Origin of the sequence: Limnohabitans sp. 2KL-1, assembly GCF_003063435.1 — a bacterium.
Taxonomy (GTDB): domain Bacteria; phylum Pseudomonadota; class Gammaproteobacteria; order Burkholderiales; family Burkholderiaceae_C; genus Limnohabitans_A.
Window position 1 is genome coordinate 157,997 of sequence record NZ_NESL01000005.1, and the last position, 24,698, is coordinate 182,694.

Annotated in this window: 10 protein-coding genes and 1 pseudogene; 6 read left to right on the plus strand and 5 right to left on the minus strand. The window is 62.0% G+C overall.

Annotated elements, in window-relative coordinates; all coding sequences use genetic code 11:
- The first annotated feature begins 65 nt into the window (after positions 1 to 65).
- The 5 genes from B9Z47_RS12625 to B9Z47_RS12645 all read left to right on the plus strand — a co-directional run bounded on the left by B9Z47_RS12625 (position 66) and on the right by B9Z47_RS12645 (position 8,574).
- Entirely contained in the window at positions 66 to 3,524 is a 3,459-nt protein-coding gene (locus tag B9Z47_RS12625) for a DUF2126 domain-containing protein (RefSeq protein WP_108331592.1), read from the plus strand.
- Between the two features lie 146 nt (positions 3,525 to 3,670).
- Positions 3,671 to 6,424, plus strand: a complete 2,754-nt coding sequence (locus B9Z47_RS12630; protein ID WP_108331630.1) for a circularly permuted type 2 ATP-grasp protein — start codon at positions 3,671 to 3,673, stop codon at positions 6,422 to 6,424.
- A gap of 24 nt (positions 6,425 to 6,448) precedes the next feature.
- Entirely contained in the window at positions 6,449 to 7,348 is a 900-nt protein-coding gene (locus B9Z47_RS12635) for a transglutaminase family protein (RefSeq protein WP_108331593.1), read from the plus strand.
- Between the two features lie 160 nt (positions 7,349 to 7,508).
- Positions 7,509 to 7,967 (plus strand): RidA family protein, encoded by a 459-nt coding sequence (locus tag B9Z47_RS12640; protein WP_108331594.1) that lies wholly within the window; start codon positions 7,509 to 7,511, stop codon positions 7,965 to 7,967.
- 91 nt (positions 7,968 to 8,058) lie between these two features.
- Positions 8,059 to 8,574 carry a DUF1993 family protein gene (locus B9Z47_RS12645; protein ID WP_108331595.1) on the plus strand — a complete coding sequence of 172 codons (516 nt, stop codon included), beginning with the start codon at positions 8,059 to 8,061 and terminating at the stop codon, positions 8,572 to 8,574.
- A 91-nt stretch (positions 8,575 to 8,665) separates the two neighbouring features.
- Here B9Z47_RS12645 and B9Z47_RS12650 read toward each other — a convergent pair whose 3' ends face one another.
- Positions 8,666 to 9,835, minus strand: a complete 1,170-nt coding sequence (locus B9Z47_RS12650) for a hypothetical protein (RefSeq protein WP_108331596.1) — start codon at positions 9,833 to 9,835, stop codon at positions 8,666 to 8,668.
- 128 nt (positions 9,836 to 9,963) lie between these two features.
- Positions 9,964 to 10,479 (minus strand): ShlB/FhaC/HecB family hemolysin secretion/activation protein, encoded by a 516-nt coding sequence (locus B9Z47_RS12655; protein WP_255418461.1) that lies wholly within the window; start codon positions 10,477 to 10,479, stop codon positions 9,964 to 9,966.
- A gap of 22 nt (positions 10,480 to 10,501) precedes the next feature.
- Between B9Z47_RS12655 and B9Z47_RS18990 the strand changes: the two are divergent.
- A pseudogene (locus B9Z47_RS18990) lies at positions 10,502 to 10,630 on the plus strand (IS3 family transposase); the annotation flags it as partial.
- A 62-nt stretch (positions 10,631 to 10,692) separates the two neighbouring features.
- Here B9Z47_RS18990 and B9Z47_RS18425 read toward each other — a convergent pair.
- From B9Z47_RS18425 to B9Z47_RS12670, 3 genes are all read right to left on the minus strand, one after another.
- Positions 10,693 to 12,315: a tetratricopeptide repeat protein gene (locus tag B9Z47_RS18425; protein ID WP_146185799.1), complete on the minus strand. Its 1,623-nt coding sequence runs from the start codon at positions 12,313 to 12,315 to the stop codon at positions 10,693 to 10,695.
- A gap of 126 nt (positions 12,316 to 12,441) precedes the next feature.
- A complete protein-coding gene (locus B9Z47_RS12665; RefSeq protein WP_108331599.1) occupies positions 12,442 to 13,539 on the minus strand; it encodes a pentapeptide repeat-containing protein in 1,098 nt (365 codons plus the stop codon).
- A 17-nt stretch (positions 13,540 to 13,556) separates the two neighbouring features.
- Positions 13,557 to 24,689, minus strand: a complete 11,133-nt coding sequence (locus B9Z47_RS12670) for a VCBS domain-containing protein (RefSeq protein ID WP_158271680.1) — start codon at positions 24,687 to 24,689, stop codon at positions 13,557 to 13,559.
- Positions 24,690 to 24,698: the final 9 nt, after the last annotated feature.

Below are 24,698 nucleotides of genomic sequence, written 5' to 3' on the forward strand. Positions count from 1 at the left end.
TTGCTAGTTGTAAACGCCCAAGCTGCACTTGTCATGCGTGCAGCCCCTGTTGCGCTGTTGGAACTATGTCGATACACGTTGCCCTGCACCACGTCACCCACTACACCTACGATCGCCCGGTGCAATTAGGCCCCCAGGTCATCCGGCTGCGCCCTGCCCCGCACAGCCGCAGCCGCATCCTGAGCTACAGCCTCCAGGTCGAGCCCGAAGAGCATTTCATCAACTGGCAGCAAGACGCTTTTGCCAATTACCAGGCGCGTCTGGTATTCCCCAAAAAGACGACCGCCTTCAAAGTCACCGTGGACGTGGTCACCGAGATGGCCGTGTTCAACCCCTTTGACTTTTTTCTGGAGCCTTCGGCCGAAGAGGTGCCGTTCAAGTACTCGGACATGGTCAAGGAGGAGCTGCAGTCCTACCTGGACAAAGACCACAAAACCCCGCTGTTCAAGAAGTACCTGGCCAGCATGGACCGCAAGCGCCAGCGCACGATCGACTTTTTGGTGCAGATCAACCAGCGCCTCCACCAAGACATCCGTTACACCATCCGCATGGAGCCGGGCGTGCAAACGGCTGAGGAAACCCTGACGCTCAAAAGCGGCTCGTGTCGCGACACGGCCTGGCTCTTGGTGCAGCTGTTTCGCCACATGAACATCGCCGCCCGCTTTGTTTCGGGCTACCTGATCCAGCTGGCCCCCGATGTGAAATCGCTCGACGGCCCGAGCGGCACCGAAGTCGACTTCACCGACCTGCACGCTTGGTGTGAGGTGTATTTGCCCGGCGCAGGCTGGGTGGGCTTGGACCCGACCTCGGGCCTGCTGGCGGGCGAAGGGCACATCCCGCTGGCCTGCACGCCCCAGCCATCAGCCGCCGCCCCCATTGAAGGCCTGATGGACGAAGCCGAGGTCGAGTTCCACCACGAGATGAGCGTGACGCGCATCCACGAGTCGCCCCGCGTGACCCGCCCCTACAGCGAAGAACAATGGGCCGATGTGCTGGCTTTGGGCGAACAGGTGGACGCGCAATTGGTGGCGCAAGACGTGCGCTTGACCATGGGCGGCGAGCCCACCTTTGTGTCCACGCAAGACCGCGATGGCGCCGAATGGAACACCGACGCCTTGGGGCCCACCAAGCGGGGCCTGGCCACCGAGCTGGTGCACAAGCTGCGCCAGCAATACGGCCAGGGCGGTTTCTTGCATTTTGGCCAGGGCAAGTGGTACCCGGGTGAACAACTGCCGCGCTGGGCGCTCAGCATTTACTGGCGTGCCGACGGCACACCTTGCTGGCAAGACCCCGATGTGTTTGCCGACGAGCGCGAACCCAGCCACTACACCAGCGCCGATGCCCAGCGCTTCATGCAAGGGCTGACCGAGCAGCTGGGCCTGCCCGGCGACACCGTGCTGCCCGGGTTTGAGGACACCTGGTATTACCTGTGGCGCGAACGCCGCCTGCCCGTGAACGTCGACCCGTTTGACGCCCGCCTGGACGACGAGATGGAGCGCATCCGTTTGCGCCGCATCTTCAGCCAAGGGCTGGACCAGCCTGTGGGTTATGTGCTGCCGCTGCAGCCTTTTGAACCAGCTGCTGAACCAGCCGTTGAGCAAGCCACCTCATCAAAGACCCCCGATCTGAGGGGGGCACCTTGGCAAACAGGCCGCTGGTTCCTGAGGGACGAGCGCATGTACCTCATGCCCGGCGACTCCCCCATGGGCTGGCGCTTGCCACTCGACTCCTTGCCGTGGGCAGCACCGACCGACCGCTGGCACATGATCGAGCAAGACCCCTTCTCGCCACATCTCTCACCCCGCAGCGCCTTGCCAGCGGCCGCCCCGGTGACGATGCAGCCGCGCCATTCCCAAAAGCCTCCGGCAACGGCTCCAGCAGCACCTGCAGCCAAGTTCGCGTCCGACGCCTCCGTGGTGCGCACCGCCCTGTGTGTGGAAGTGCGCGACCCGCGCCGCGCCAACGGGCCAAAAGCCGAACGAGATGTCGAGGCCGAGGCGCAACAGCAAGGTGAAAAATCTGGCGTGCTGTACGTCTTCATGCCGCCGCTGGCAAGGCTGGAAGACTACCTGGCCTTGGTCAGCGCCGTCGAAGCCACGGCCAGAACGCTGGGCATGAAAATCGTCATGGAAGGCTACCCGCCCCCACGCGACCCGCGCCTCAAACTCCTGCAAGTCACGCCCGACCCCGGTGTGATCGAGGTCAACATCCACCCGGCCCACAACTGGAAAGAGTTGGTCGAGCACACCGAGTTTTTGTACAAAGCCGCTTTCGAGACGCGCCTGTCGGCCGAAAAGTTCATGACCGACGGCCGCCACACGGGCACCGGCGGCGGCAACCACATGGTGATGGGCGGGGCCACCCCGGCAGACAGCCCGTTTTTGCGCCGCCCCGAGCTGCTGGCCAGCCTGATCCTTTACTGGCACAACCACCCGTCCTTGAGCTATTTGTTCAGCGGCATGTTCATTGGCCCGACCAGCCAGGCCCCGCGCGTGGACGAAGCGCGCAACGACCAGGTCTATGAACTGGAAATCGCCCTGCGCGAAATCGTGAAAAACCGGCAAAAATTCGGCACCGACATGGCCCCGTGGGTCGTCGACCGCACCCTGCGCAACATTCTGGTGGACGTGACCGGCAACACCCACCGCAGCGAGTTCTGCATCGACAAGATGTATTCCCCCGACAGCAGCACCGGACGTTTGGGCCTTCTGGAGCTGAGGGCTTTCGAGATGCCGCCGCACGCCCGCATGAGCATCGTGCAGCAGCTCTTGCTGCGTGCGCTGGTGGCCCGCTTCTGGGACGAGCCGTATTCAGCGCCCGTCACCCGCTGGGGCACCGAGCTGCACGACCGCTTCATGCTGCCGCACTGGATTCACAAAGACTTTGACGACGTGCTCACCGAGCTGGGCGATGCGGGCTTCCACTTCGACCCGAGTTGGTTCGCGCCGCATTTCGAGTTCCGTTTCCCGCTGGTGGGGCAAATCCGGGTCGATGGCGCGGTCGTCACCCTGCGCAATGCGCTGGAGCCCTGGCACGTCATGGGCGAAGAAAGCGGCGCAGGCGGCACCGCCCGCTATGTGGACTCGTCGCTCGAACGCATCGAGGTGCATGTGACCGGCATGAACCCCTCGCGCCACACGGTGACGGTGAACGGCAAGCCCCTGCCCCTGCAGCCCACGGGCGTGGTGGGTGAATACGTGGCCAGCGTGCGCTACAAGGCCTGGAACCCGCCTTCGTCGCTGCACCCCAGCATCGGCGTGCACGCGCCGCTGACGGTGGACCTGGTGGACACCTGGATGAAGCGCTCGCTCGGCGGCTGCCAATACCATGTGGTTCACCCCGGTGGCCGCAGCTACGACACCTTCCCGGTGAATGCCTACGAAGCCGAAAGCCGCCGCATGGCCCGCTTCTTCCGCATGGGGCACACCCCCGGCGCGATGAAACAGCTGGCCGCACTCGGCCCCAACGCCACACTGCACGCCAGCCCCGAGTTTCCGTACACGCTGGATTTGCGGCGTGCGTGAGCATCTGCCAGTGGCCCATGTCGGACCTGAAGCTGCCGACCTGCGGGAAAGGGCTTGGGCAGGTCGGTGGCTTCAGCCCCGACATGCACCTGCGCCAAAGCGTGCCCACTCGCGAAGCGGTAAAGATCCAAGCGACAATGGCCCGGATGAATGAGCCTTCGCCCGCAATCGACAAGCTGCAGCCAGTACACGCCATGAAATGGCTGGCGCTTCAGCAAGAGCGTGCGCCTGCCGGGCACTGGGACGAACTGCGCGGCCAAGTCACCCCATCCCCTGGAGCGCAGCCGCAAAGCGAGCCCAGCGATGCAAGCCCTACGATCAGCGGACCATGGCAGGCCTTCATCGAGCCACTGGACATGCCAGGGGGTTTGTCGGACCTGAACACCCGCATGAACAACCTGCAACGGCAGGTGCGCGACAACGGCATCACCTACAACGTGTATGCCGCCTCCGACCAACCGCAGCGCCCCTGGTCGCTTGACCTGTTTCCGCTGATGCTGGGCCACGCCGACTGGCAACAGATCGAGGCCGGCGTGATGCAGCGCATGCAGCTGCTGGAACGCATCATGGCCGATGCCTACGGTCCGCAACAACTGGTGCTCAGTGGCCAGTTGCCCGCCGCTCTGGTGCAAGGGCACCCGGCGTACCTGCCCGCCATGCACGGGGTGCCGCCCGTCGGGGGCCGCTATTTGTCTTTGGCCGCTTTTGACTTGGCGCGCGGCCCTGACGGCTGCTGGTGGCTGTTGTCGCAGCGCACGCAAGCGCCTTCGGGTCTGGGCTATTTGCTGGAAAACCGACAAATTGTGTCGCGCCAGTTCCCGCAGGCCTTCGAGGCTTTTCCGGTGCAGCGCCTGGCCGAAACCTACCGCACCCTGATCGACGGCATCAAGGCCAGAAGCCCGGCAGGCGCTTCGGCCCACATCGCGCTGCTTACGCCTGGCCCTTACAACGAGACTTATTTTGAACACGCCTATCTGGCCCGCTATCTGGGCCTGAGCTTGGTGCAGGGCAATGACCTGACCGTGCGTGACGAAAAGCTGTACCTCAAAACGCTGCAAGGCCTGCAACCTGTGCACGGCTTGCTCAAACGCGTGGACGACGACTGGCTGGACCCGCTGGAGATGCGTGCCGACTCCACGCTGGGTGTGCCCGGCTTGCTGCAAGCGGTGCGCAGCGGCAACGTGCTGGTGGCCAACACACCGGGCTCGGGTTTCCTTGAATCGAACGCTTTGCTGGGCTTCATGCCCGCGCTGGCGCGTGACCTGCTGGGGCAAGAGCTGCAGCTGCCCGCTATCCCGAGTTGGTGGTGCGGCGAAGCGGCGGCGCTGCAAGACGTGTTGCCACGCATTCAAAGCTGCGTCATCAAACCCACCTACCCCTACAACACCGACCGCCAAAGCTTTGAGCCTGTGCTGGGCCACGCCTTGTCGCGCCAAGAACAAAACGAATGGGCGGGACGCATCCTGCGCGACCCCGACGCCCACACCCTGCAATCGTGGCTGCCGCTGTCGCACCAACCAACCTGGCACACCGGTGCGGATGGCTCGCCCTGCATTCAATCGCGGCCCCTGGTGCTGCGCGTGTTCGCCGTGGCCAACGCCCAAGGCCACTGGCAGGTTTTGCCCGGCGGCCTGGCGCGCCTGGGCACCCGCGAAGGCATCGCCTCCATGCAACGCGGCGGCAGCAGCGCCGATGTGTGGGTGCAAAGCCCCACAGCGACGGAAAAACAGCCACATTCACAGTCGCAATCGCAAGGGACAACCGCGCCCGCAAACACCTCCCAGTCTCAGTCTCAGTCTCAGTCCCAATCAACCCAAGCCGGGCAAAGCCCTGAGGCGCTCAGCCCCCCGCTCACCCCGGCCTTGGCCGCCCCCAGCACCGACTCTGCGTCGCCCCACCGCCAGCGCCTGGTGACCAGCCGCGCCGCAGAAAACCTGTTCTGGATGGGCCGGTACACCGAGCGCACGGAAAACACCCTGCGCCTGGTGCGGCTGAGCCTGGAGATTTTGGGCAGTGAAAACCAGAACCTGCCCTGCTTGCGCCAGTTCATCACCCGCATGGCCACGCGCCACGGCCTGGTGCGTGCCGGTGTGCCCGCTGCAACACAAGCGCACCGCGTGTTCGAACGCTCGCTGATCGCCGGCCTGTGGGACAAGGAACTGGCCACCAGCGTCGGCTTCAATTTGCGCGCCGTGCGCCTGGCCGCCGCCTCGGTGCGCGAACGCCTGTCGCCCGAACACTGGCGCTTGCTTGAGCAGGCCGAATCGCGCTTTTTCAGCCCCGACGCCCAAGGCAGCACACCCGACACGGTGGCCGTGCAGCGCCTGCTGGCCGACACCAGCCAGATGCTGGCCGCGCTGACCGGTGCCCAGACCGACCGCATGAGCCGCGACGACGGCTGGCGTCTGCTGTCCATTGGCCGCCACATCGAACGGCTGCAATTCTTGTCCAACGCCCTGTCCGAAGCCGTGCAACTGGGGCTCATCGGCGAGCAAGCCGGGTTTGACGCGGTGCTCGACCTGTTTGACAGCACCATCAGCTTCCATGCCCAGTACCAGCAAAGCCGCACGCCCCAGGCGCTGATGGACTTGCTGGTCACCAACGCCGACAACCCGCGCTCTTTGGGTTGGGTGGCGCACACCCTGCGCTCGCGCCTGCGCCGCATGGGCCAACTGGCCGACGGTGCCACCTTGCCCCTGGCCGATCTGGTGCCGCAACTCATCGAACTGAGCCCTGAAGCCCTCTGGCCCCTGGCTTGCAGCGCTGCCTTGCCCGGCAGCACCCTGCCTTTGCACAGTGCACTGGCGCATGGCCAAAAGGCGGCCCACGACGTGTCGGACCAGCTGTGCGGCCTGTTTTTCACGCACAGCGGCGAAGCCCGCTACAGCGTGGGCGCGTAAGCGCATCCCACCGGCACCCACACCATGCGCCTGGCCATCACCCACGAAACCCGCTACCGCTACAGCCCACCGGTGCAAACCGCCCAGCATGTGGCCCACCTGCAACCGGCCAACACGCCCTGCCAAGAAGTCATCGGCCACTGGATGCAGATCGAGCCCGAAGCCACGGTTCGGCACCACATCGACGCGTTTTTCAACCACCGCGCTTATTGGGCCCTGACCCACCCGCACGACGGCCTGATGGTGCGGGCACACAGCGAACTCGACACCCACACTGTGCCTGCGGCCAACGCCAGCCAAAGCTGGGAAGCGGTGCGTGAACATTTCCGCTACCGGGGCGGTCAACCCGGCGATGTGCACAGCCGCTTTGTGTTTGGCTCGCACCATGCGCCGGTGCACGAGGCGTTTCGGGCCTACGCGCAAAGCAGCTTCACACCCGGTCGGCCGCTCATGCAGGCGGCGCAAGAACTCACGGCGCGCATGCACCGTGACTTTCGCTACGAAACCGCCAGCACCGACATCAACACCCCGGCCCTGCAAGCGCTGAAAGACCGACGCGGCGTGTGCCAGGACTTTGCCCACATCCTGCTGGCCTGCCTGCGTTCACTGGGCCTGCCCGCCCGCTACGTCAGCGGCTACCTGCTGACCCAGCCGCCCCCGGGCCAGCCCCGCTTGTTGGGCAGCGACGCCTCGCACGCCTGGGCCTCGGTGTATGTGCCCGAACTGGCCCGCCACGCCAGCCAAGGCTGGCTGGACCTGGACCCGACCAACGACCGCACCGGCCTGGCCAGCCCGGGCGAAGACTATGTGCGCCTGGCCGTGGGCCGCGACTTTGCCGATGTCTCGCCCCTGCGTGGCGTGTTGCAAGGCGGCGGCGCACACACGCTGGAAGTGGCGGTGACGGTGGCACCGCGGGACGAATAAAACGCCACCGCGAAGCGCCATGTCGGAGCTCAAGCCTGCGCCCTGCGCGAAGACAAAAACCCACGGCCGCATGCCCAAACCGGCCCCTTCAGCGACAATCTCATCCTGACTTTTTCCGCGCCAGCGGGAATTCCTCTTCACCCCACTTTGACATCCGACCATGAACGTCTACGACACCCTGAAATCCCTGAACATCGAACTGCCCCCCGTGGCCGTGCCTGCAGCGGCTTATGTGCCTTTTGTGCAAACCGGTAACCTGGTCTTTTTGTCGGGCCACATCGCCAAAAAAGACGGCAAAGTCTGGGCTGGCCAGCTGGGCCAAAACATCAGCACCGCCGAAGGCCAGCAAGCGGCCCGCGCCGTGGCGATTGACCTGATGGGCACGCTGCACGCCGCCGTGGGCGACCTGAACAAAATCAAGCGCATCGTCAAGGTGATGAGCTTGGTCAACTCAACCGGCGACTTCACCGAACAACACCTGGTGACCAACGGCTGCAGCGAACTGTTGGGCCAGGTGTTTGGCCCCCAGGTCGGCGCGCACGCCCGAAGCGCCTTTGGCGTGGCCCAGATCCCGATGGGTGCCTGCGTCGAGATCGAACTCATCGCCGAAATCGCCTGACCCGTATCGACTGACCACGCACGCCATGGGCGAGGTGGTCCGTGCCTTGCCCGTGGCCAACGCCTGAACCCATTTCAAACCGGAGACTTCCATGACCCTTTCCATGTCCAGCGCCAGCGTGCCCGTTTGCACCCGCATGCTCACCAACCTGAGCCACATCCTGAGCAAGGCGGAGCAATTCGTCGACGCCAAAAAGATCGACCCCACAGCGCTGACCGGCTACCGCCTGGCCCCAGACATGTTCCCGTTCACCCGCCAGGTGCTGATCGCCTGCGATGCGGCGAAAAACGGCGTGGCCCGCCTCGCCGGCATCGACGCCCCCAAGTTTGACGACACGGAAACCACATTCACCCAGCTGCAAGAACGCATCCAGAAAACCCTGGCCTTCATCGCCACCGTGCCCGCAGCCGCATTGGACGGCACCGAGGACAAAGAAATCACCTTCCCTGCCGGCCCTGGCAAAACCCGCACCATGAAGGGCCAGGACTATCTGATGGGCTGGATGCTGCCCAATCTGTTTTTCCACATCACCACGGCCTACAGCATCCTGCGCCACAACGGTGTGGACGTGGGCAAGGTCGATTACCTGCTGGGACCCCAAGGCTAAGACGCACAGACCCTCACCCGGGTCTGTGCCGAAAATGCTGCCCGACTAAGCCTTATCACTGAGCCCTCTGACTGAGCCCTCTGTCACCCCGCTATGGCCGAGACTGGGCATCGCGCAGTGCCTCGCTTGCCGCATCGGCCAGGGCCGCACAATCACCGGCAGACCGACGCGCATCAGCACACCAAAAACCGGCTTCGGTGGCTTGCTGTAAAAACGCCAAGCTCGCCTGCGTGGGGTGACGGCGCTGTCCTCGTCCCAGCGCCGACAAGCCATACAGGCGAATGTCAAGGTTGTCGGGTCCCACCTGACGCGTGAGGTATTGGCGGACATGCGCTTGTGCGCCGTCGCCCCCCAACTCGGCCATGAGCACCAGCGCGTTGATGCGAACCGGCCAGCCCGGATCGGAAGATGCTGTGCCGCCCGCGCTGGCCGAATCCTCCAGCAAAACACCCAAGCTCAACAACGCTGCATCGCCCAGATGCACCAACGGGCCCAGTGGCACACCATGCGGCCCGGCCCCCTGCACCAAAGGCAACAACTGTTCAGGCGCAATGCGGGCCGCAGGCCCAGGCGGCTGACCCAGCGCGGCCTGCATGCGAGGGGGACTGATGACCGAGCCCAGTTGCGCAAAGTTGGCCGACTCATGGCTGACCAGCACGCGCGACTGCGGCAAGGGCATGTAGGTCATGATGCGCTCGGGCACGGTGCTCATGCCCGGCGCATCGGGGTGGTACAAGGCCACGGCGTGGCCCATTTCATGCGCCCAGATCACCCATTCGGGTGCACGGTCGTTGAAGGGGTCGTGCCTTTTGGCATAAATCAGGGGACGCCCCAGCTGGGGGGTGCAGCCCAGGATGTAACCGGCCGCGTCACCACACTGGGCGACCGCGTCGACGATCACCAGCCTGAGCCGCCCGTCACTGGCCGTGATGGACTGCATCGTGGCGTTGTTGGCACGGCCCAGGCCGGTGTGGGTTTGGACCGCCCCCATCACCTCAAAACGCAAGCGCACGCCTTGGGGCAGCAATTGCCGACTGACCTCCTGCAGCTGCTGGCAAACCCGGGTCGTGTCGTAGGCGGACAAGCCCTCTTCACGGCCCCGCCAAACTTCCACCTGGATGGCGCGCAGCGCAGACTCGTCCCCCACTCGGCAAGCCACGGTGCCCGGTGCCGCCGCCTCATCCACCTTGGGGTTGCTGTGGCAACCGGCCAGCAAGGCCACTGCACAGCACAGCGCGATCCGTTGAAATGGGTTTCCCATGATGCCGCCCTTCGGACATTGATTGAAAACCAAATCATGCTTTTCAGGACTTGCGGCGTCAAGCTCGCAAGCCCTTGCTTGGCCATGCCCGGCGGCAGCCGGTCTGTTCAGGCCTGCGTGGCTGAAGTTCAGTGGCTCAGCACCAGGCGCACCATGACCCTTGTGGGCGAGGTCAAGTGGGGGGCCAATTGCCGACTGGCCATGACGTCCACGCCCAGCGTGTCATTGACTTTGAGTTGCGCCCCCAGACCCGCTGAACGCAAGCGATCCGATGCAGACTTGGCCGGGTCTTGGGCGGTGCCCCAGTCCAGGAAGGCATAGGCTTCGCCCGACACCAGCCCCGCATAGCGCAAGCTGCGGCGCATTTCCAGTTGGGCCAAGACCCCCTGATCGCCGCTGGCCGAACCCAGGCTGTAGCCGCGCACCGTGTCTTGCCCGCCCAGATAAAAACGGTCCAGCGAACTCAATTCCCCACTGGGTTTGAAACGAATCAAACCGGAGGCCTTGAACTGCCAAAAGCCAGGCTCATACAGTGCATGGCACCACTGAACCGTGACTTCGGCATAGCGGTATGTGCCGACATCCGAGCCCATATTGAAACTGAAGCGGACCCCGAATTTGGGACAGGTGTTTGAGTGGGACACTGTCTAAAGAAATGGGTGACCAATGACTGGATCAAAAAAGCGCAGAGTTCATCTTCCAGAGTTCAAGGCCAAGGTGGGACTGGAGGCGCTTGGCGGCATGAAGACCATCAACCAAATCGCCCAAGGGCACGATGTCCATCCCATACAGGTTTGCCAATAGAAGCAGGAGATCCAAGCCCAGGCCAAAAGTCTGTTTGAAGGCAAGCGCGGGCCTCAGCCAGTCTCAGCCGAGAGTGCACCCGACAGGTTCTTTTGCAATCGGTTTTGCACCCAAGCACGCTGCACCGCCAAGTCCTGCCTGTTAACACTCAACTCCAAAAATCGTTTATAGGCCTTACGGGCCTCCACCTTGTGGCCCAAGGCCTGATGTGAATGCCCCAGGTTGAGCCACAACTCCGGTGAAAGCGGCTGCAGTTGCTGGGTTTTGTCCAGAACCTGAATGGCACGAACATGCTCGCCGCGCTCTTGCAAGGCCAGCGAAAAATAGAGACCCACTGTGGCGTTCCGGGAGTTGAGCTCATGTGCCTGGCTCAGTGCGGTAATGGCCTGATCCCATCGGCTCAGACCCATATGGGCGACCCCGACCAAATAATGTGTACGCCAGTTATCCCCGATGTATTTTTCCAGTTTTATTGCAGCATCCAAAGCACTTTGATAATCGCCGCTTACCAAAAATTTTTCAATTTTCTGATAATTGACATCGTCGGCTTTGACTGCAAGTGGTACCGGGCCCGAACCAGGCAAACGCTCGGGCTCAGTTGGGCTCAGAAGCGTTTGCTCCTGATTGGATTGGGCTAAACCCCCTTCAAGCGCCTGGCCCTGATCCTTGGCAACAGAGGAGTTGCGCGCTAGCGAAGCAACAAATGGGCTGAGCACTGTGTTTCGGAGTGCTGGGGATGTGACCGTTGAAGGCGCCGCAGAAACCTCAGGCACAACGTTTTGTTCAGTAGCAGCGAGAGCACTTTCAGTGCCATTGCTCAAACGCAAGATCTTTTGCCAATATGTCCAGCGCTCCACCCTGGCTTCCTGGCCTTGGGCAATCTGCAGCAATTGTTTAGCTCGCGCCATGTCACTGGCAGCTGGGACAGCCAACAACATCCAACGCTTTTTGATCACACCGGACTTGGGCAGCGCCACCACGGGCAAAAGCGGCGACCAAGCAGCGTACTGCCGAGTGACCTGCAATTGAGTGAGTTGGTCCGCAATCAGCAGCAGTGGCGTGTTGGGTTCTTCCAAACTCAAGCCTTTGAGCCACGAGCTCGAAGCCTCCTCCCACCGGCCCCAGTTCCACAACTGATGAGCAGCCTTGTGCCAAGTCGGGTGAACGAATTTGTTGCTCGGATTCACAAGCCCTGGCTTATCGGGTTCGATCGAAGACACTTTTGCTGCAGCAAGAGTACTGGAGGGCAAAGCTAGCAGGTTAGCGAGACCCAGCGAGGCGGCGACAGGCAAACGATCGCTGCTTTCAAGAGTTGGATCAAGAGCTGGCCCTGAGACCGCCTCAGTTGTTGCTGTTACCGAGAGCGGCAATTCGGGCGCGGGAATAGATGACACAGGATCTAAAGTTATCGCCGAACGCACATCAGGCTTATCCAACAACTGCCATTCCGACAGGGTTTTCAGCGGCGCAAACCACCAAGCTGCCATAACAAGCCATGTCCCCACCAAAGCCAGACTGAGAAACGCCAGTGCTGCTGACATCCAGAATGGAGGGCGTCGTTGAGCAGATTCAACGAGGATAGAAAACTCCGACATGAGCCTCTGCATATGAGCCGTATCGTCAAGGAATTGACGCTGCTGTTCACTTTGATGCGGGGCTTTATCGAGCACACTCATGACCATACTTTCGAAAGTCAACAGCAATTTGCCATTGTCTGTAGCGAATTATTCAGCCCATCCTTAACGAGCCAAGTTTTTGATGCAACAACGCTCGTCACAGGTGAAACCATCAACCAAATCAAGTTACTTGTTGCAAGCACCCACAGACCCAGCTGCACAAATTCGACCATCTGTCCAGATCGCTTCACCCAACTGGGTGCCCGTCCAATTCGTATTGACAATGCCTGCGGCGGTCAGGTCCGCCCCGCGAAGATCGGCGTCGATGAATACCGCGTTCGACAGATTGGCGGCATGCAGATTGGCACGCGTCAAAATACTGCGAGTGAAGTTCGCGTTGGCGAGGTTGGCACCTTCAAAGTTAGCGCGTGCCAAAAACACATCGTTCACACTGGCCGACGTCAGATTGGCACCAAGAAAATTGGCTGAACTGCCTGCACCACCTGTAAGGTAAGCACCACTCAACTGCGCCCCGGCCAAATTGGTACCACCAAGGTCTGCCCCACGAACAGCACTGCCGCCAAGATAAATGGTCATGATGTCGGTTTCTCTGAGTGTGAACCCACCCGATACCCGCACCAACAGGGCTTGACTCAGATCGGAATCCATCAAATTGTTGCCCCGCAGACTTAAGGCAGAAAGATTGGCACCCTGCAAATTGCAACTCACACAACTGCCTGAACTCAGTTTTTGCAGATCGGCCATATTGGTCGACTTGGCTGTACCACCGAACCACACCATACCCAACATCACTTCATTGGCCTCTGTTGATGCTGTCAGCCGCAGCAAATATCGTCCCTTGGGCAGCTCCAAACTGGCCTTGGGAGTAGCAGCATTCGCTACCAGCAAGAGCTCGCCATTGGTGCTCTCCACCGCCACTTGGTTGACCACCGACAAGCTGTTTCCTTGGGTCAGATCGACACTGACAATGCCAGGGTAGTCCACGTCAAACAACATAGCGTCGTCACCAATCCGGGCGGAATCGCCTATCTTCGGTGCCTGTGGGCCATCCGCAGGTTCAATCTGAGTCACGACCAATCCGGAACCCCTCCCCACAACGATACCGGCCTCTTTATTGATGTCAGATCGCAGGTCTTTCTCTGTCACGCCAAACTGGCGCTCCGGGTACGGGGAACCACCACCACCGCAAGCCGCCAATAACAGGGCCGTCAAAAGTGCTGTCAGGACCGCGCTGGGGCAGAACTTCTTGGTGAATTTCTTCATGCGTGTGTCTCCAATCTTTACGCTACAAACACAAAATCAGTCGCGGCAAGGGTGGCGTGCGTGCTCGTGCCGATCAAGGCAATGGCCACCGCTGAACTTCCCGTACCGCTGCCGTCAGCGTCGTAATACAGTATGCCCGTTGTGATGTTGTAAATCAGATGCTGCGCTGAAGTCGTCGCCTTGACAAGCCCGGCCCCAGACACAAAGTCTGCCGATGTACCCGCCAAGCCCGTGAAGACCGACTTGGAAAATTCGAGCTTGTCGACTCCCGAGACAAAATCAATGACCGTGTCGAAGTTGGTGGTGCCGGTGGGTAAGTTATTGAATGCAAAAGTGTCATTTCCAGTCCCGCCGGTCAACACATCCTTACCAAGCCCGCCCAACAAGCGGTCAGCTCCAGCACCCCCGACCAAGGTGTCGACGCCCGTGCCGCCGATCAGGGTATCGGCCAGGCCCGAGCCTGTCAGCGTGGTCGCTGTCGAGGCCGTATTGGTCACAGTAAAGCCTTTGGCGTTAGCAGTCACCGCATCGGCCAGCGCCAGGTTCACTGCCAGACCCTTGGTCTCGATATTGGCTGTGCCCAGATTCTGCGTGGCACTCGTTGCCGTCCACGCCGCCGTGACCGTGGCATTTACCGTGGCGCCAGCCGACACCTTCAACACCCCCGCTCCACCTAACCCGAGGTCCGTCACGCTGACCGTGCCGCCCGTGATGTTGTAGGTATCAATGCCACCAAACCCAGTCAGCGTGTCGCCTGCACCACCTGTTAGCGTGTCGTTGAGCTTGGAGCCAATCAGCGTGTCAACACCAGCACCACCAATAAGCGCAAAGCCCGCCGTGCCCGAGGCCAGGCGCATGTCAATTGCGCCGCCCGCTGATGCCGCATTGAGTGTGGCCGTGCCAGCGTTGCTTGTCAGGGCCGTCGCAACAAACGCCGCCACATCATTGACCGTGGCAGTTGCACCCGCCAGCACCTTGAGCACATCGCCTGTCGCCAGATCCGTCACGGTGTCGCTGCCCGCATCCACGTTGAAGGTGTCGTTGCCTCCATTGCCCGTGAGCGTGTCGTTGCCCAGGCCACCCGTAAGTGCGTCATTCAATCTCGAGCCAAGCAGCGTGTCGGCACCTGCCGCACCGGTCAGTGTGAAGCCCACCGTGCCAAGCGCTGCACCCATGTTGATGGAGCCGCCAGTTGATTTGGCATTGAGCGTGGCCGTGCCCGCGTTGATGTCCGAAGACGTTGCAACAAAGGCCTCCACGTTGGTGGCAATGAGACTTGCACCACTCGAAACATTTAGCACGTCGCCTGTTGCCAGATCCGTCACGGTATCGATACCGACATCAACGTTGAACGTGTCATTGTCCGCGCCACCGGTCAAGGTGTCATTGCCCACGCCACCCGTGAGGCCGTCGTTGCCCGCACCACCGATAAGGCTGTCGTTGCCCGCACCACCGTTGAGGCTGTCGGCAAGACCCGTGCCGGTCAGGCTGTTGGCACCCGCGTTGCCGAGCATGGTCAAGGCATTGGCCACCAATGCCGCATCCACATTGAGCGCCGTGGTGCCACTGATCACGGCCGTTGCACCCGTGCCGGTGCCAATCACCACCTGCTCGATGCCGGTGTCAGCTGCATACAGCGTCAGCGTCTGACCCGCCGTGATCGAAGTAAACCGCACCTCGTCGGTACCACTGGCACCGCCATCGGCAATCTCGGCCATCGTGTGATCTGCCGAAGAGCCAAACAGGTAGAGGTCCGAGCCCGCACCACCATTCAAAATGTCAACGCCTGCGCCACCATTCAGAATGTCGTCGCCCGTACCGCCGGTGATCGTGTCCACCAACGCCGAGCCCGTCAGCACTGCTGCCGCGCCTGTGTTGGTGATCGCAAAGCTGCCAGAGCCGCTGCTGACAGCGCCCAGGTTGACCGCCAGGCCGTTGGTCATGATGTTCACCGTGCCGCTGTTGCTGCTGGCAGCCGTTGCCGTCCATGCCGCTGCCAGCGTGGCAGTCAGCGTGGCTCCGGAAGACACCTGGATGATCTCTGCACCGCCGCTGCCCAGGTCAGTCAGGGTGTCCGTGCCGCTGGCGATCACAAAGGTGTCCAGGCCGGTGTTACCGGTCAGGGTGTCATTACCCGCGCCACCCACCAAGGTGTCGGCACCCGTGCCGCCGATCAGGGTATCGGCCAGGCCCGAGCCCGTTAACGTGGTCGCGGTCGAGGCCGTATTGGTCACAGTAAAGCCTTTGGCGTTAGCAGTCACCGCATCGGCCAGCGCCAGGTTCACTGCCAGACCCTTGGTCTCGATATTGGCTGTGCCCAGATTCTGCGTGGCACTCGTTGCCGTCCAGGCCGCCGTGACCGTGGCATTTACCGTGGCGCCAGCCGACACCTTCAACACCCCCGCTCCACCTAACCCAAGGTCCGTCACGCTGACCGTGCCGCCCGTGATGTTGTAGGTATCAATGCCACCAAACCCGGTCAGCGTGTCGCCTGCACCACCTGTCAGCGTGTCGTTGAGCTTGGAGCCAATCAGCGTGTCAACACCAGCACCACCGACAAGCGCAAAGCCCGCCGTGCCCGAGGCCAGGCGCATGTCAATTGCACCGCCTGCTGATGCCGCATTGAGCGTGGCCGTGCCTGCGTTGCTTGTCAGGGCCGTCGCAACAAACGCCGCCACATCATTGACCGTGGCAGTTGCACCCGCCAGCACCTTGAGCACATCGCCTGTCGCCAGATCCGTCACGGTGTCGCTGCCCGCATCCACGTTGAAGGTGTCGTTGCCTCCATTGCCCGTGAGCGTGTCGTTGCCAAGGCCACCCGTCAGGGTGTTGACTCCTCCATTGCCGACCATGGCCAGGGCATTGGTCACTTGTGACGCGTTCACGCTCAACACCGTCGTTGCCGATGTGTCTGCTGTTGCCCCCGCCCCGGTGCCAATCACCACCCGCTCAATGCCGGTGTCAGCGGCATACAGCGTCAGTGTCTGGCCCGCTGTGATCGAAGTGAAGCGCACCTCATCGGTACCGTCAGCACCGTCGTCGGCGATCTCTGCAGACGCGTGCTCGGTCGACGAGCCGATCAGGTACAGGTCAGAACCGCCTTTTCCGTTCATCACATCCACACCCGCCCCGCCATTCAAGTTGTCGGCGTCACTGCCACCGACCAGGCTGTCAATGCCAGCGCTGCCCAACAGGTTCAGTGGCCCAGTTGTCGCCTTGAGCGTTACTGTGGTCAACAGCGAATCGGTCAGCACACCATCCCGCCCTTGTAAGCGGTTGTTGTTCATGTCACTGAAAACCCACTGCAGACTCACGGGCTGGTCGCTGTCTGACGCACTGGCTGTGTTGGCGTAGCCGATGTTCTGCAACACGCCGTTGACACGGTCCTGCGTGGCGTTGGTGTTAAAGGTGATGACCAACTGGCCGCCCGAGTTGGTAACACGGCCTACGGTAGAGCCGTTGTAAACCACACTGGTGCCGCTCAGAATCAGCCCATTCATCCCAAGGAACTGGTCTGCACTGTTTGCGCCGCCAACGCGGCTCACTGTCAAAGCAGCGGCATCGTAGTTGTCTACCGCGCTGTTGGTGCCCCCCAGTTCCACGTCATAGACCGCCAGGCTGGCGTTTAGCACCTGCGGACCATTGAATACATAGTCAAGCGTCGAAGGCCCACTTTGGTTGAACACCGGCGCATCATTGACCGCCTGGATTTTCATCAAAACCGAGCGGCTTGCGGTTGAGAATGCGGTTGATCCACCTGTTGCGGCCAAGCTGGCCTGCGTCCCAGCCGTGCCCGTGCTTTGGTCCCAGGCATGCAGTGTCAGCGCCGTGTTGACGTCGCCGTTCCAATTCAAGTCCGGCTTGAAATAAACGCGTGTGTTCGCATCCGCTGCCAGCAACAGCGCCGAAGTCGCCAAGGACACGTTGCTCGGGAAAGCGACCCAGGTTGTGCCATCGGTCGTGTAGTACCAGTCGCCATGCGTGTCGTCGACTGAGCTGATGGCCACGCCCTTGGGCGTGGTTAAGTCCATGTCATAGACATCAACGATGAACTCAGACACCGGTGTTCCTACCGCGCCCACTGGCGTTGGATCATCCTCAATCTGGAAGACATACAAGGCAGTGCTACCCAGCACAGGCGCGTCGTTGGTACCGGTGATGGTGATCGTCACTGTGTCGCTGACCTTGGCGTCTGTCTTGTCGGTGGCTGTCAGCGTGTAGGTCAGGGTAATGGTCTCGCCCGCCATGAGAAAGTCGAGGTTAGCACTGTTAACCGTGTAAGCCCAGCCAATGCTTCCAGGCGTCGCGTCCGTGGTGCTTGCCGTAAAGCCCGCTTCCAGCAAAGTTTTCAGGGTCGAGTCGATGGTGCCGCCGTTCCACACGGCTTGCGTGGTCAGCGACGTGGTGATGTCTATCACGTCATTGGCATCAACGTCATTGAAACTCACGATGCCGTTGGCGCTCAGGCTCTGAGCACTGGCGAAGGTCGCCTCGATGAGTCCAATGGCGGCCACGTCACTGATCGTGGGCACGTCGTTGGTGCCGTTGATGGTGACAGTGATGGTCTGGTCCACGTAGGCGCCAAAGTCGTCGGTGACGCGCGCCGTGTAGCTTTGCGTGACTGTCTCGCCTTCCTTAAGCGCTTGCGTCGCCGTCTTGGTGTTGTCCAGCGTGTAAGTCCACACACCAGTACTGGCATCCAGGGCGATGCTGCCGTAGGTCGTGCTTGGCGTGGCGTCAACGATGGTCCAGGTCTTGGTGGCCGATGCATCGACATCGCTGGAAGTCAGCGTACCCGTTGCTGTGGCCGTACCGACCACGACCGTGCCGTCATCCTCGTGGCCCGCTTCGGTGACACTGCCAAGCAGCGCAGAACCAGCGTTGGTCACCACCGGAACATCGTTGGTGCCATTGATCGTGACGGTGATGGTCTGGTCCACATAAGCGCCAAAGTCATCCGTCACCCGCGCCGTGTACGTTTGCGTGACGCTCTGGCCTTCCTTGAGCGCCTGTGTCGCCGCCAGACTGTTGTTCAGCGTGTACGTCCACACGCCGGTGCCGGAGACGATGGCAATGCTGCCGTAGGTCGTACTCGGCGTGGCGTCAGCGATGCTCCACGTCTTGGTGGCCGTCGCATCGACATCGCTGGATGTCAGCGTACCCGTTACCGTGGGCGTGCCAGAGACGACCACACCGGGGTCTGTATGCCCTGCTTCGGTCACGCTGCCAGCCCTGTCCGAACCCAGATTGGTGACCACCGGCACATCGTTGGTACCGTTGATCGTGACGGTGATGGTCTGGTCCACATAAGCGCCAAAGTCGTCGGTGACGCGCGCCGTGTAGCTTTGCGTGACTGTCTCGTCTTCCTTGAGCGCCTGTGTCGCCGCCAGGCTGTTGTTGAGCGTGTACGTCCACACGCCGGTGCCGGAGACGATGGAAATGCTGCCGTAGGTCGTACTCGGCGTGGCGTCGGCGATGGTCCAAGTCTTGGTAGCCGATGCATCGACATCGCTGGATGTCAGCGTGCCCGTGGCCGTGACCGTGCCAGCCACCACCGTGCCATCGTCCTCGTGGCCCGCTTCGGTGACGCTGCCAAGCAGCGCAGAACCAGCGTTGGTCACCACTGGCACATCGTTGGTGCCATTGATCGTGACGGTGATGGTCTGGTCCACATAAGCGCCAAAGTCATCCGTCACCCGCGCCGTGTACGTTTGCGTGACGCTCTGGCCTTCCTTGAGCGCCTGCGTGGCTGCTAGGCTGTTGTCCAGCGTGTATGTCCACACGCCGGTGTCAGCGACCAAGGCGATGCTGCCGTAGGTTGTGCTTGGTGTGCCTTGCAGGCTCCAGACCTTGGTGGCTGCCGCATCGACATCGCTGGAAGTCAGCGTGCCCGTTGCTGTGGCCGTACCGGCCACCACCACGCCAGGGTCGGTGTGGCCCGCTTCGGTGACGCTGCCAAGCAGCGCAGAGCCGGCGTTGGTGACCACCGGCACATCGTTGGTGCCGTTGATCGTGACGGTGATGGTCTGGTCCACATAAGCGCCAAAGTCATCCGTCACACGCGCCGTGTACGTTTGTGTGACGCTCTCACCTTCCTTGAGCGCCTGTGTCGCCGCCAGGCTGTTGTTGAGCGTGTACGTCCACACGCCGGTGCCGGAGACGATGGCAATGCTGCCGTAGGTCGTACTCGGCGTGGCGTCGGCGATGGTCCAAGTCTTGGTAGCCGATGCATCGACATCGCTGGATGTCAGCGTGCCCGTTGCTGTGGCCGTACCGACCACGACCGTGCCGTCATCCTCGTGGCCCGCTTCGGTGACACTGCCAAGCAGCGCAGAACCAGCGTTGGTCACCACCGGAACATCGTTGGTGCCATTGATCGTGACGGTGATGGTCTGGTCCACATAAGCGCCAAAGTCATCCGTCACCCGCGCCGTGTAAGTTTGCGTGACGCTCTGGCCTTCCTTGAGCGCCTGCGTGGCTGCTAGGCTGTTGTCCAGCGTGTAAGTCCACACGCCGGTGTCAGCGACCAAGGCGATGCTGCCGTAGGTTGTGCTTGGTGTGCCTTGCAAACTCCAGGCCTTGGTGGCCGATGCATCGACATCGCTGGAAGTCAGCGTGCCCGTTGCTGTGGCCGTACCGGCCACCACCACGCCAGGGTCGGTGTGGCCCGCTTCGGTGACGCTGCCAGCCCTGTCCGCAGCCAGGTTAGTCACCACCGGCACGTCATTGGTGCCGTTGATCGTGACGGTGATGGTCTGGTCCGCATAAGCGCCAAAGTCATCCGTCACACGCGCCGTGTACGTTTGTGTGACGCTCTCACCTTCCTTGAGCGCCTGTGTCGCCGCCAGGCTGTTGTTGAGCGTGTACGTCCACACGCCGGTGCCGGAGACGATGGCAATGCTGCCGTAGGTCGTACTCGGCGTGGCGTCGGCGATGGTCCACGTCTTGGTGGCCGATGCATCGACATCGCTGGATGTCAGCGTACCCGTTGCCGTAGCCGTACCGGCCACCACCACGCCAGGGTCGGTGTGGCCCGCTTCGGTGACGCTACCAAGCAGCGCAGAGCCGGCGTTGGTGACCACCGGCACATCGTTGGTGCCGTTGATCGTGACGGTGATGGTCTGGTCCACATAGGCACCAAAGTCGTCGGTGACGCGCGCCGTGTAGCTTTGCGTGACTGTCTCGCCTTCCTTGAGCGCCTGTGTCGCCGCCAAACTGTTGTTCAGCGTGTACGTCCACACGCCGGTGCCGGAGACGATGGCAATGCTGCCGTAGGTCGTACTCGGCGTGGCGTCAGCGATGGTCCACGTCTTGGTGGCCGATGCATCGACATCGCTGGAAGTCAGCGTGCCCGTTGCTGTGGCCGTACCGGCCACCACCACGCCAGGGTCGGTGTGGCCCGCTTCGGTGACGCTGCCAAGCAGCGCAGAGCCAGCGTTGGTCACCACCGGCACATCGTTGTTGCCATTGATCGTGACGGTGATGGTCTGGTCCACATAGGCACCAAAGTCGTCGGTGACGCGCGCCGTGTAGCTTTGCGTGACTGTCTCGCCTTCCTTGAGCGCCTGTGTCGCCACCAGACTGTTGTTCAGCGTGTAAGTCCACACGCCGGTGTTGGCGACCAACGCGATGCTGCCGTAGGTTGTGCTTGGTGTGCCTTGCAGACTCCAAGTCTTGGTGGCGCCCGTGTCCACATCACTAGAGGTCAGCGTACCAGTGGCCGTCACCGTGCCGTCAACCACCACTCCTGCATCCGTGTGGCCCGCTTCGGTGACGTTACCAGACCTAGCGGCGCTGTCGTTGGTGACCACCGGCACATCGTTGGTGCCGGTAATGGTGATGGTCACCGTCTGATCAACGTAGGCCCCTTTGTCATCGGTGACTCTCACCGTATAGGTTTCGTTAACGCTCGCACCTTCGGCAAGCGCCTGTGTATCCGTGTCGCTGTTGGCCAACGTGTAGGTCCACACGCCCGTGCTGGAGTTCAGTGCGATGCTGCCGTAGGTTGTGCTTGGTGTGCCTTGCAGACTCCAAGTCTTGGTGGCACCCGTGTCCACATCACTAGAGGTCAGCGTACCAGTGGCCGTCACCGTGCCGTCAACCACCACTCCTGCATCCGTGTGGCCCGCTTCGATCACGGTGCCTTCCGCATCGGTGCTGGCATTGGTGACCACCGGCACATCGTTGGTGCCGGTGATGGTGACCACCACCGTCTGGTCCGCCGTGGCCAAGCTGCTGTCGGTGACGCGCACCGTGTAGGTCAGCGTCAAGTGCTCGCCTGCAGCCAAGTAGTCGAAGGCCTCGCTGGTCGAGTTAAAGCTCCAGTTGATGGTGCCTGTGGTTTGCCCGTCATCAATGATGCTGGCACTTGCCAGGGTCAGGTAGCCCTTCAAGGTAGCGTCATCCGGCGTGATGCCCGTGGTGGCGTCGCTCTTGACCACCGACAACACTTGCGCTGTGACGGTGTTGGTCAGGTCCACATCGGTCACGCTCAGCGTGCCGCTGGTGCTCAGCGCCGCGTTGGTTTCGGTCAGGGTCTTGGCCGCGCTGTCGCTGCCGCCCACGCTGATCACCGGCGCATCGTTGGTGCCGGTGATGGTGATCACCACGTTGCGGTCCGCCGTGGAGCTGCTGCTGTCGGTGACGCGCACCACATAGGTCAGCCGCAGTAGCTCGCCGTCGGCCAGGTAATTGAAGGCCTCGCTCGCCGAGTTGAAGCTCCAGCTGATGGTGCCGGTGGTTTGCGTGGCATCGATGATGCTGGTACTGGCCAGGGTGAGGTAGCCTTTAAGGGTCGCATCGCTGGGGGTAATGCCGGTGATGCTGTAGCCCTTGGCCACCGACAACACCTGCGCGGTGACGGTGTTGGTCAAGTCCACATCGGTCACGCTCAGCGTGCCGCTGGTGCTCAGCGCCGAGTTGGTTTCGGTCAGGGTCTTGGTCGCGCTGTCGCTGCCGCCCACGCTGATCACCGGCGCGTCGTTGGTGCCGGTGATGGTGACCACCACCGTCTGGTCTGCTGTGTCCGCGCTGCTGTCGGTGACGCGCACGGTGTACGTCAGCGTCAGGTGCTCGCCTGCAGCCAGGTAGTTGAAGGCCTCGCTGGCCGAGTTGAAGGTCCAACTGATGGTGCCGGCGGTGTGCGAGGCATCGATGATGCTGGCACTTGCCAGGGTCAGGTAGCCCTTCAGGGTGGCGTCGTCCGGCGTGATGCCCGTGGTGGTGTCGCTCTTGGCCACCGAAAACACTTGCGCTGTGACGGTGTTGGTCAGGTCCACATCGGTCACGCTCAGCGTGCCGCTGGTGCTCAGCGCCGCGTTGGTTTCGGTCAGGGTCTTGGCCGCGCTGTCGCTGCCGCCCACGCTGATCACCGGCGCGTCGTTGCTGCCGGTGATGGTGATGGTGACAACTTGCGGGGTCCCGTCAGCGGTGGTCACCGTGAACGTGTCGCTCAGCGTGGCGCTGGCAGCGAGCGCCTGCACCGTCGCGTTATTGTTGTCGAGCGTGTAGGTCCATACGCCAGCTGCCGTCATGGTGTAAGTACCATAGCCGCCGGTACTGGCCGTGGCCGAGCTCACCGCTGTGAACGTGTTGGCCGTGTTGTCAACGTCGGTGTCCGTGAGCGTGCCTGTGGCCGTCGGGGTTCCCGTGGTGGCATTGGCCACACCGCCCGCTTCAACCACGGCGCCCGTGCTGGTGCCGCTGATCACGGCCGCATCGTTGCTGCCGGTGATGGTGATCGTGACAACTTGCGGGGTCCCGTCAGCGGTGGTCACCGTGAAGGTGTCGCTGAGCGTGGCGCTGGCAGCGAGCGCCTGCACCGTCACGTTGTTGTTGTTGAGCGTGTAGGTCCACGCGCCACCTGCCGTCATGGTGTAAGTACCATAGCCTCCAGTACTTGCCGTGGCCGTGCTCACCGCCGTGAACGTGTCGGCCGTGTTGTCAACATCGGTGTCCGTGAGCGTGCCTGTGGCCGTGGGGGTGCCGACTGTGCCGTTGGTGGTGCCGCCAGCTTCGAGCACTGCGCCCGTGCTGGTGCCACTGATCACGGCCGCGTCGTTGGTGCCCAGGATACTGACCGTGATGACCTGCTGGGTGCCATCGGCCGTGGCCACGGTCACCGAGTCGGTGTAGGTCTGACCGCTCACGAACTCATTGTGGGCGTCGTTGGCGGTGTAGGTCCAGGCGCCGTTGGTGCCGATGCTGAACTTGCCGTAACTGTTACTGCCTGCTGCGTCGGTCTGGGCAATAAACAGGTTGGCCGTGCCGTCCACGTCGGTCGAGGTGAGCGTGCCGCTGGCCGTCAATGCGATATTTGTTTCCGTCAAGCTGGCAGTGCTGGTGCCCGAGATCACAGCCGCATCGTTGGTGCCCAGAATGCTGACGGTGATGTTTTGCGAGAAGGTGGCTGTAGATACGGTAATCGTGTCGGTGTAGGTTGTTCCGCCCACATAGGTATCATGCGGCGCTGCGGTAACGTAGGTCCAGGCACCGGTTGTATCGATACTGAACCAGCCGCGACCGCTGCTGCCGGCCACCATGGTTATTGGATCGAAGCTTTCGCTGCTATCCAGCTTGCCACCAGTGCTGAGTACCTCGTTTGTTTCTGTCAGGCTGGCTGTACTGACGCCTGTGATACCCCCTATCAGCAGTGCCCCATACCCCACCATCGCCGCATCCGACAAAGCCACGTTGGTTTCAATGGCTCCGGTTTGCTGCTCCAGCACCCAGTCCCCGCCCAGCGCAGCAGCACCAGTCAGGTCACTCGACGCCGCCACATCGGCGCCCGTCAGGTCGGCCAGCGCGGCCACAAAGGCCTGGCCGGTGTCGCCTTGCGCCACGTCGCAACCATAAATTAACCAGTCTGCATCGGTCGTCAACGCAGCACCGATGATGGCCAGCGTGTCGGCATGGCTGGACAGGTTGGTGGCGTCCAGCGTCAGGCTGCCCAGGCTCAGGCTGGCCGGTCCACCATGGCTGAACAGGTGCAGCGCCGTGACGTCGCTGTGCCCCTGCAGAATCTGCGCCATTTGCGCCAGCGCGTCACCACGCCCATCAAGCAGATGTAACTCTGCGCCTGCAGGCAGACCGGCCAACAGCGTGTCCAGGTCGGTCAGGTTATCAAGTGCAAAGATGATCTGGTTGTTCATGGTGATTCT

Bases quoted from the DNA above. Each gene is read 5' to 3' on its own strand.
- B9Z47_RS18425 (WP_146185799.1), bottom strand. From the start codon at position 12,315: ATGAGTGTGCTCGATAAAGCCCCGCATCAAAGTGAACAGCAGCGTCAA.
- B9Z47_RS12650 (WP_108331596.1), bottom strand. From the start codon at position 9,835: ATGGGAAACCCATTTCAACGGATCGCGCTGTGCTGTGCAGTGGCCTTG.
- B9Z47_RS12625 (WP_108331592.1), top strand. From the start codon at position 66: ATGTCGATACACGTTGCCCTGCACCACGTCACCCACTACACCTACGAT.
- B9Z47_RS12645 (WP_108331595.1), top strand. From the start codon at position 8,059: ATGACCCTTTCCATGTCCAGCGCCAGCGTGCCCGTTTGCACCCGCATG.
- B9Z47_RS12640 (WP_108331594.1), top strand. From the start codon at position 7,509: ATGAACGTCTACGACACCCTGAAATCCCTGAACATCGAACTGCCCCCC.
- B9Z47_RS12635 (WP_108331593.1), top strand. From the start codon at position 6,449: ATGCGCCTGGCCATCACCCACGAAACCCGCTACCGCTACAGCCCACCG.
- B9Z47_RS12670 (WP_158271680.1), bottom strand. From the start codon at position 24,689: ATGAACAACCAGATCATCTTTGCACTTGATAACCTGACCGACCTGGAC.
- B9Z47_RS12630 (WP_108331630.1), top strand. From the start codon at position 3,671: ATGAATGAGCCTTCGCCCGCAATCGACAAGCTGCAGCCAGTACACGCC.
- B9Z47_RS12665 (WP_108331599.1), bottom strand. From the start codon at position 13,539: ATGAAGAAATTCACCAAGAAGTTCTGCCCCAGCGCGGTCCTGACAGCA.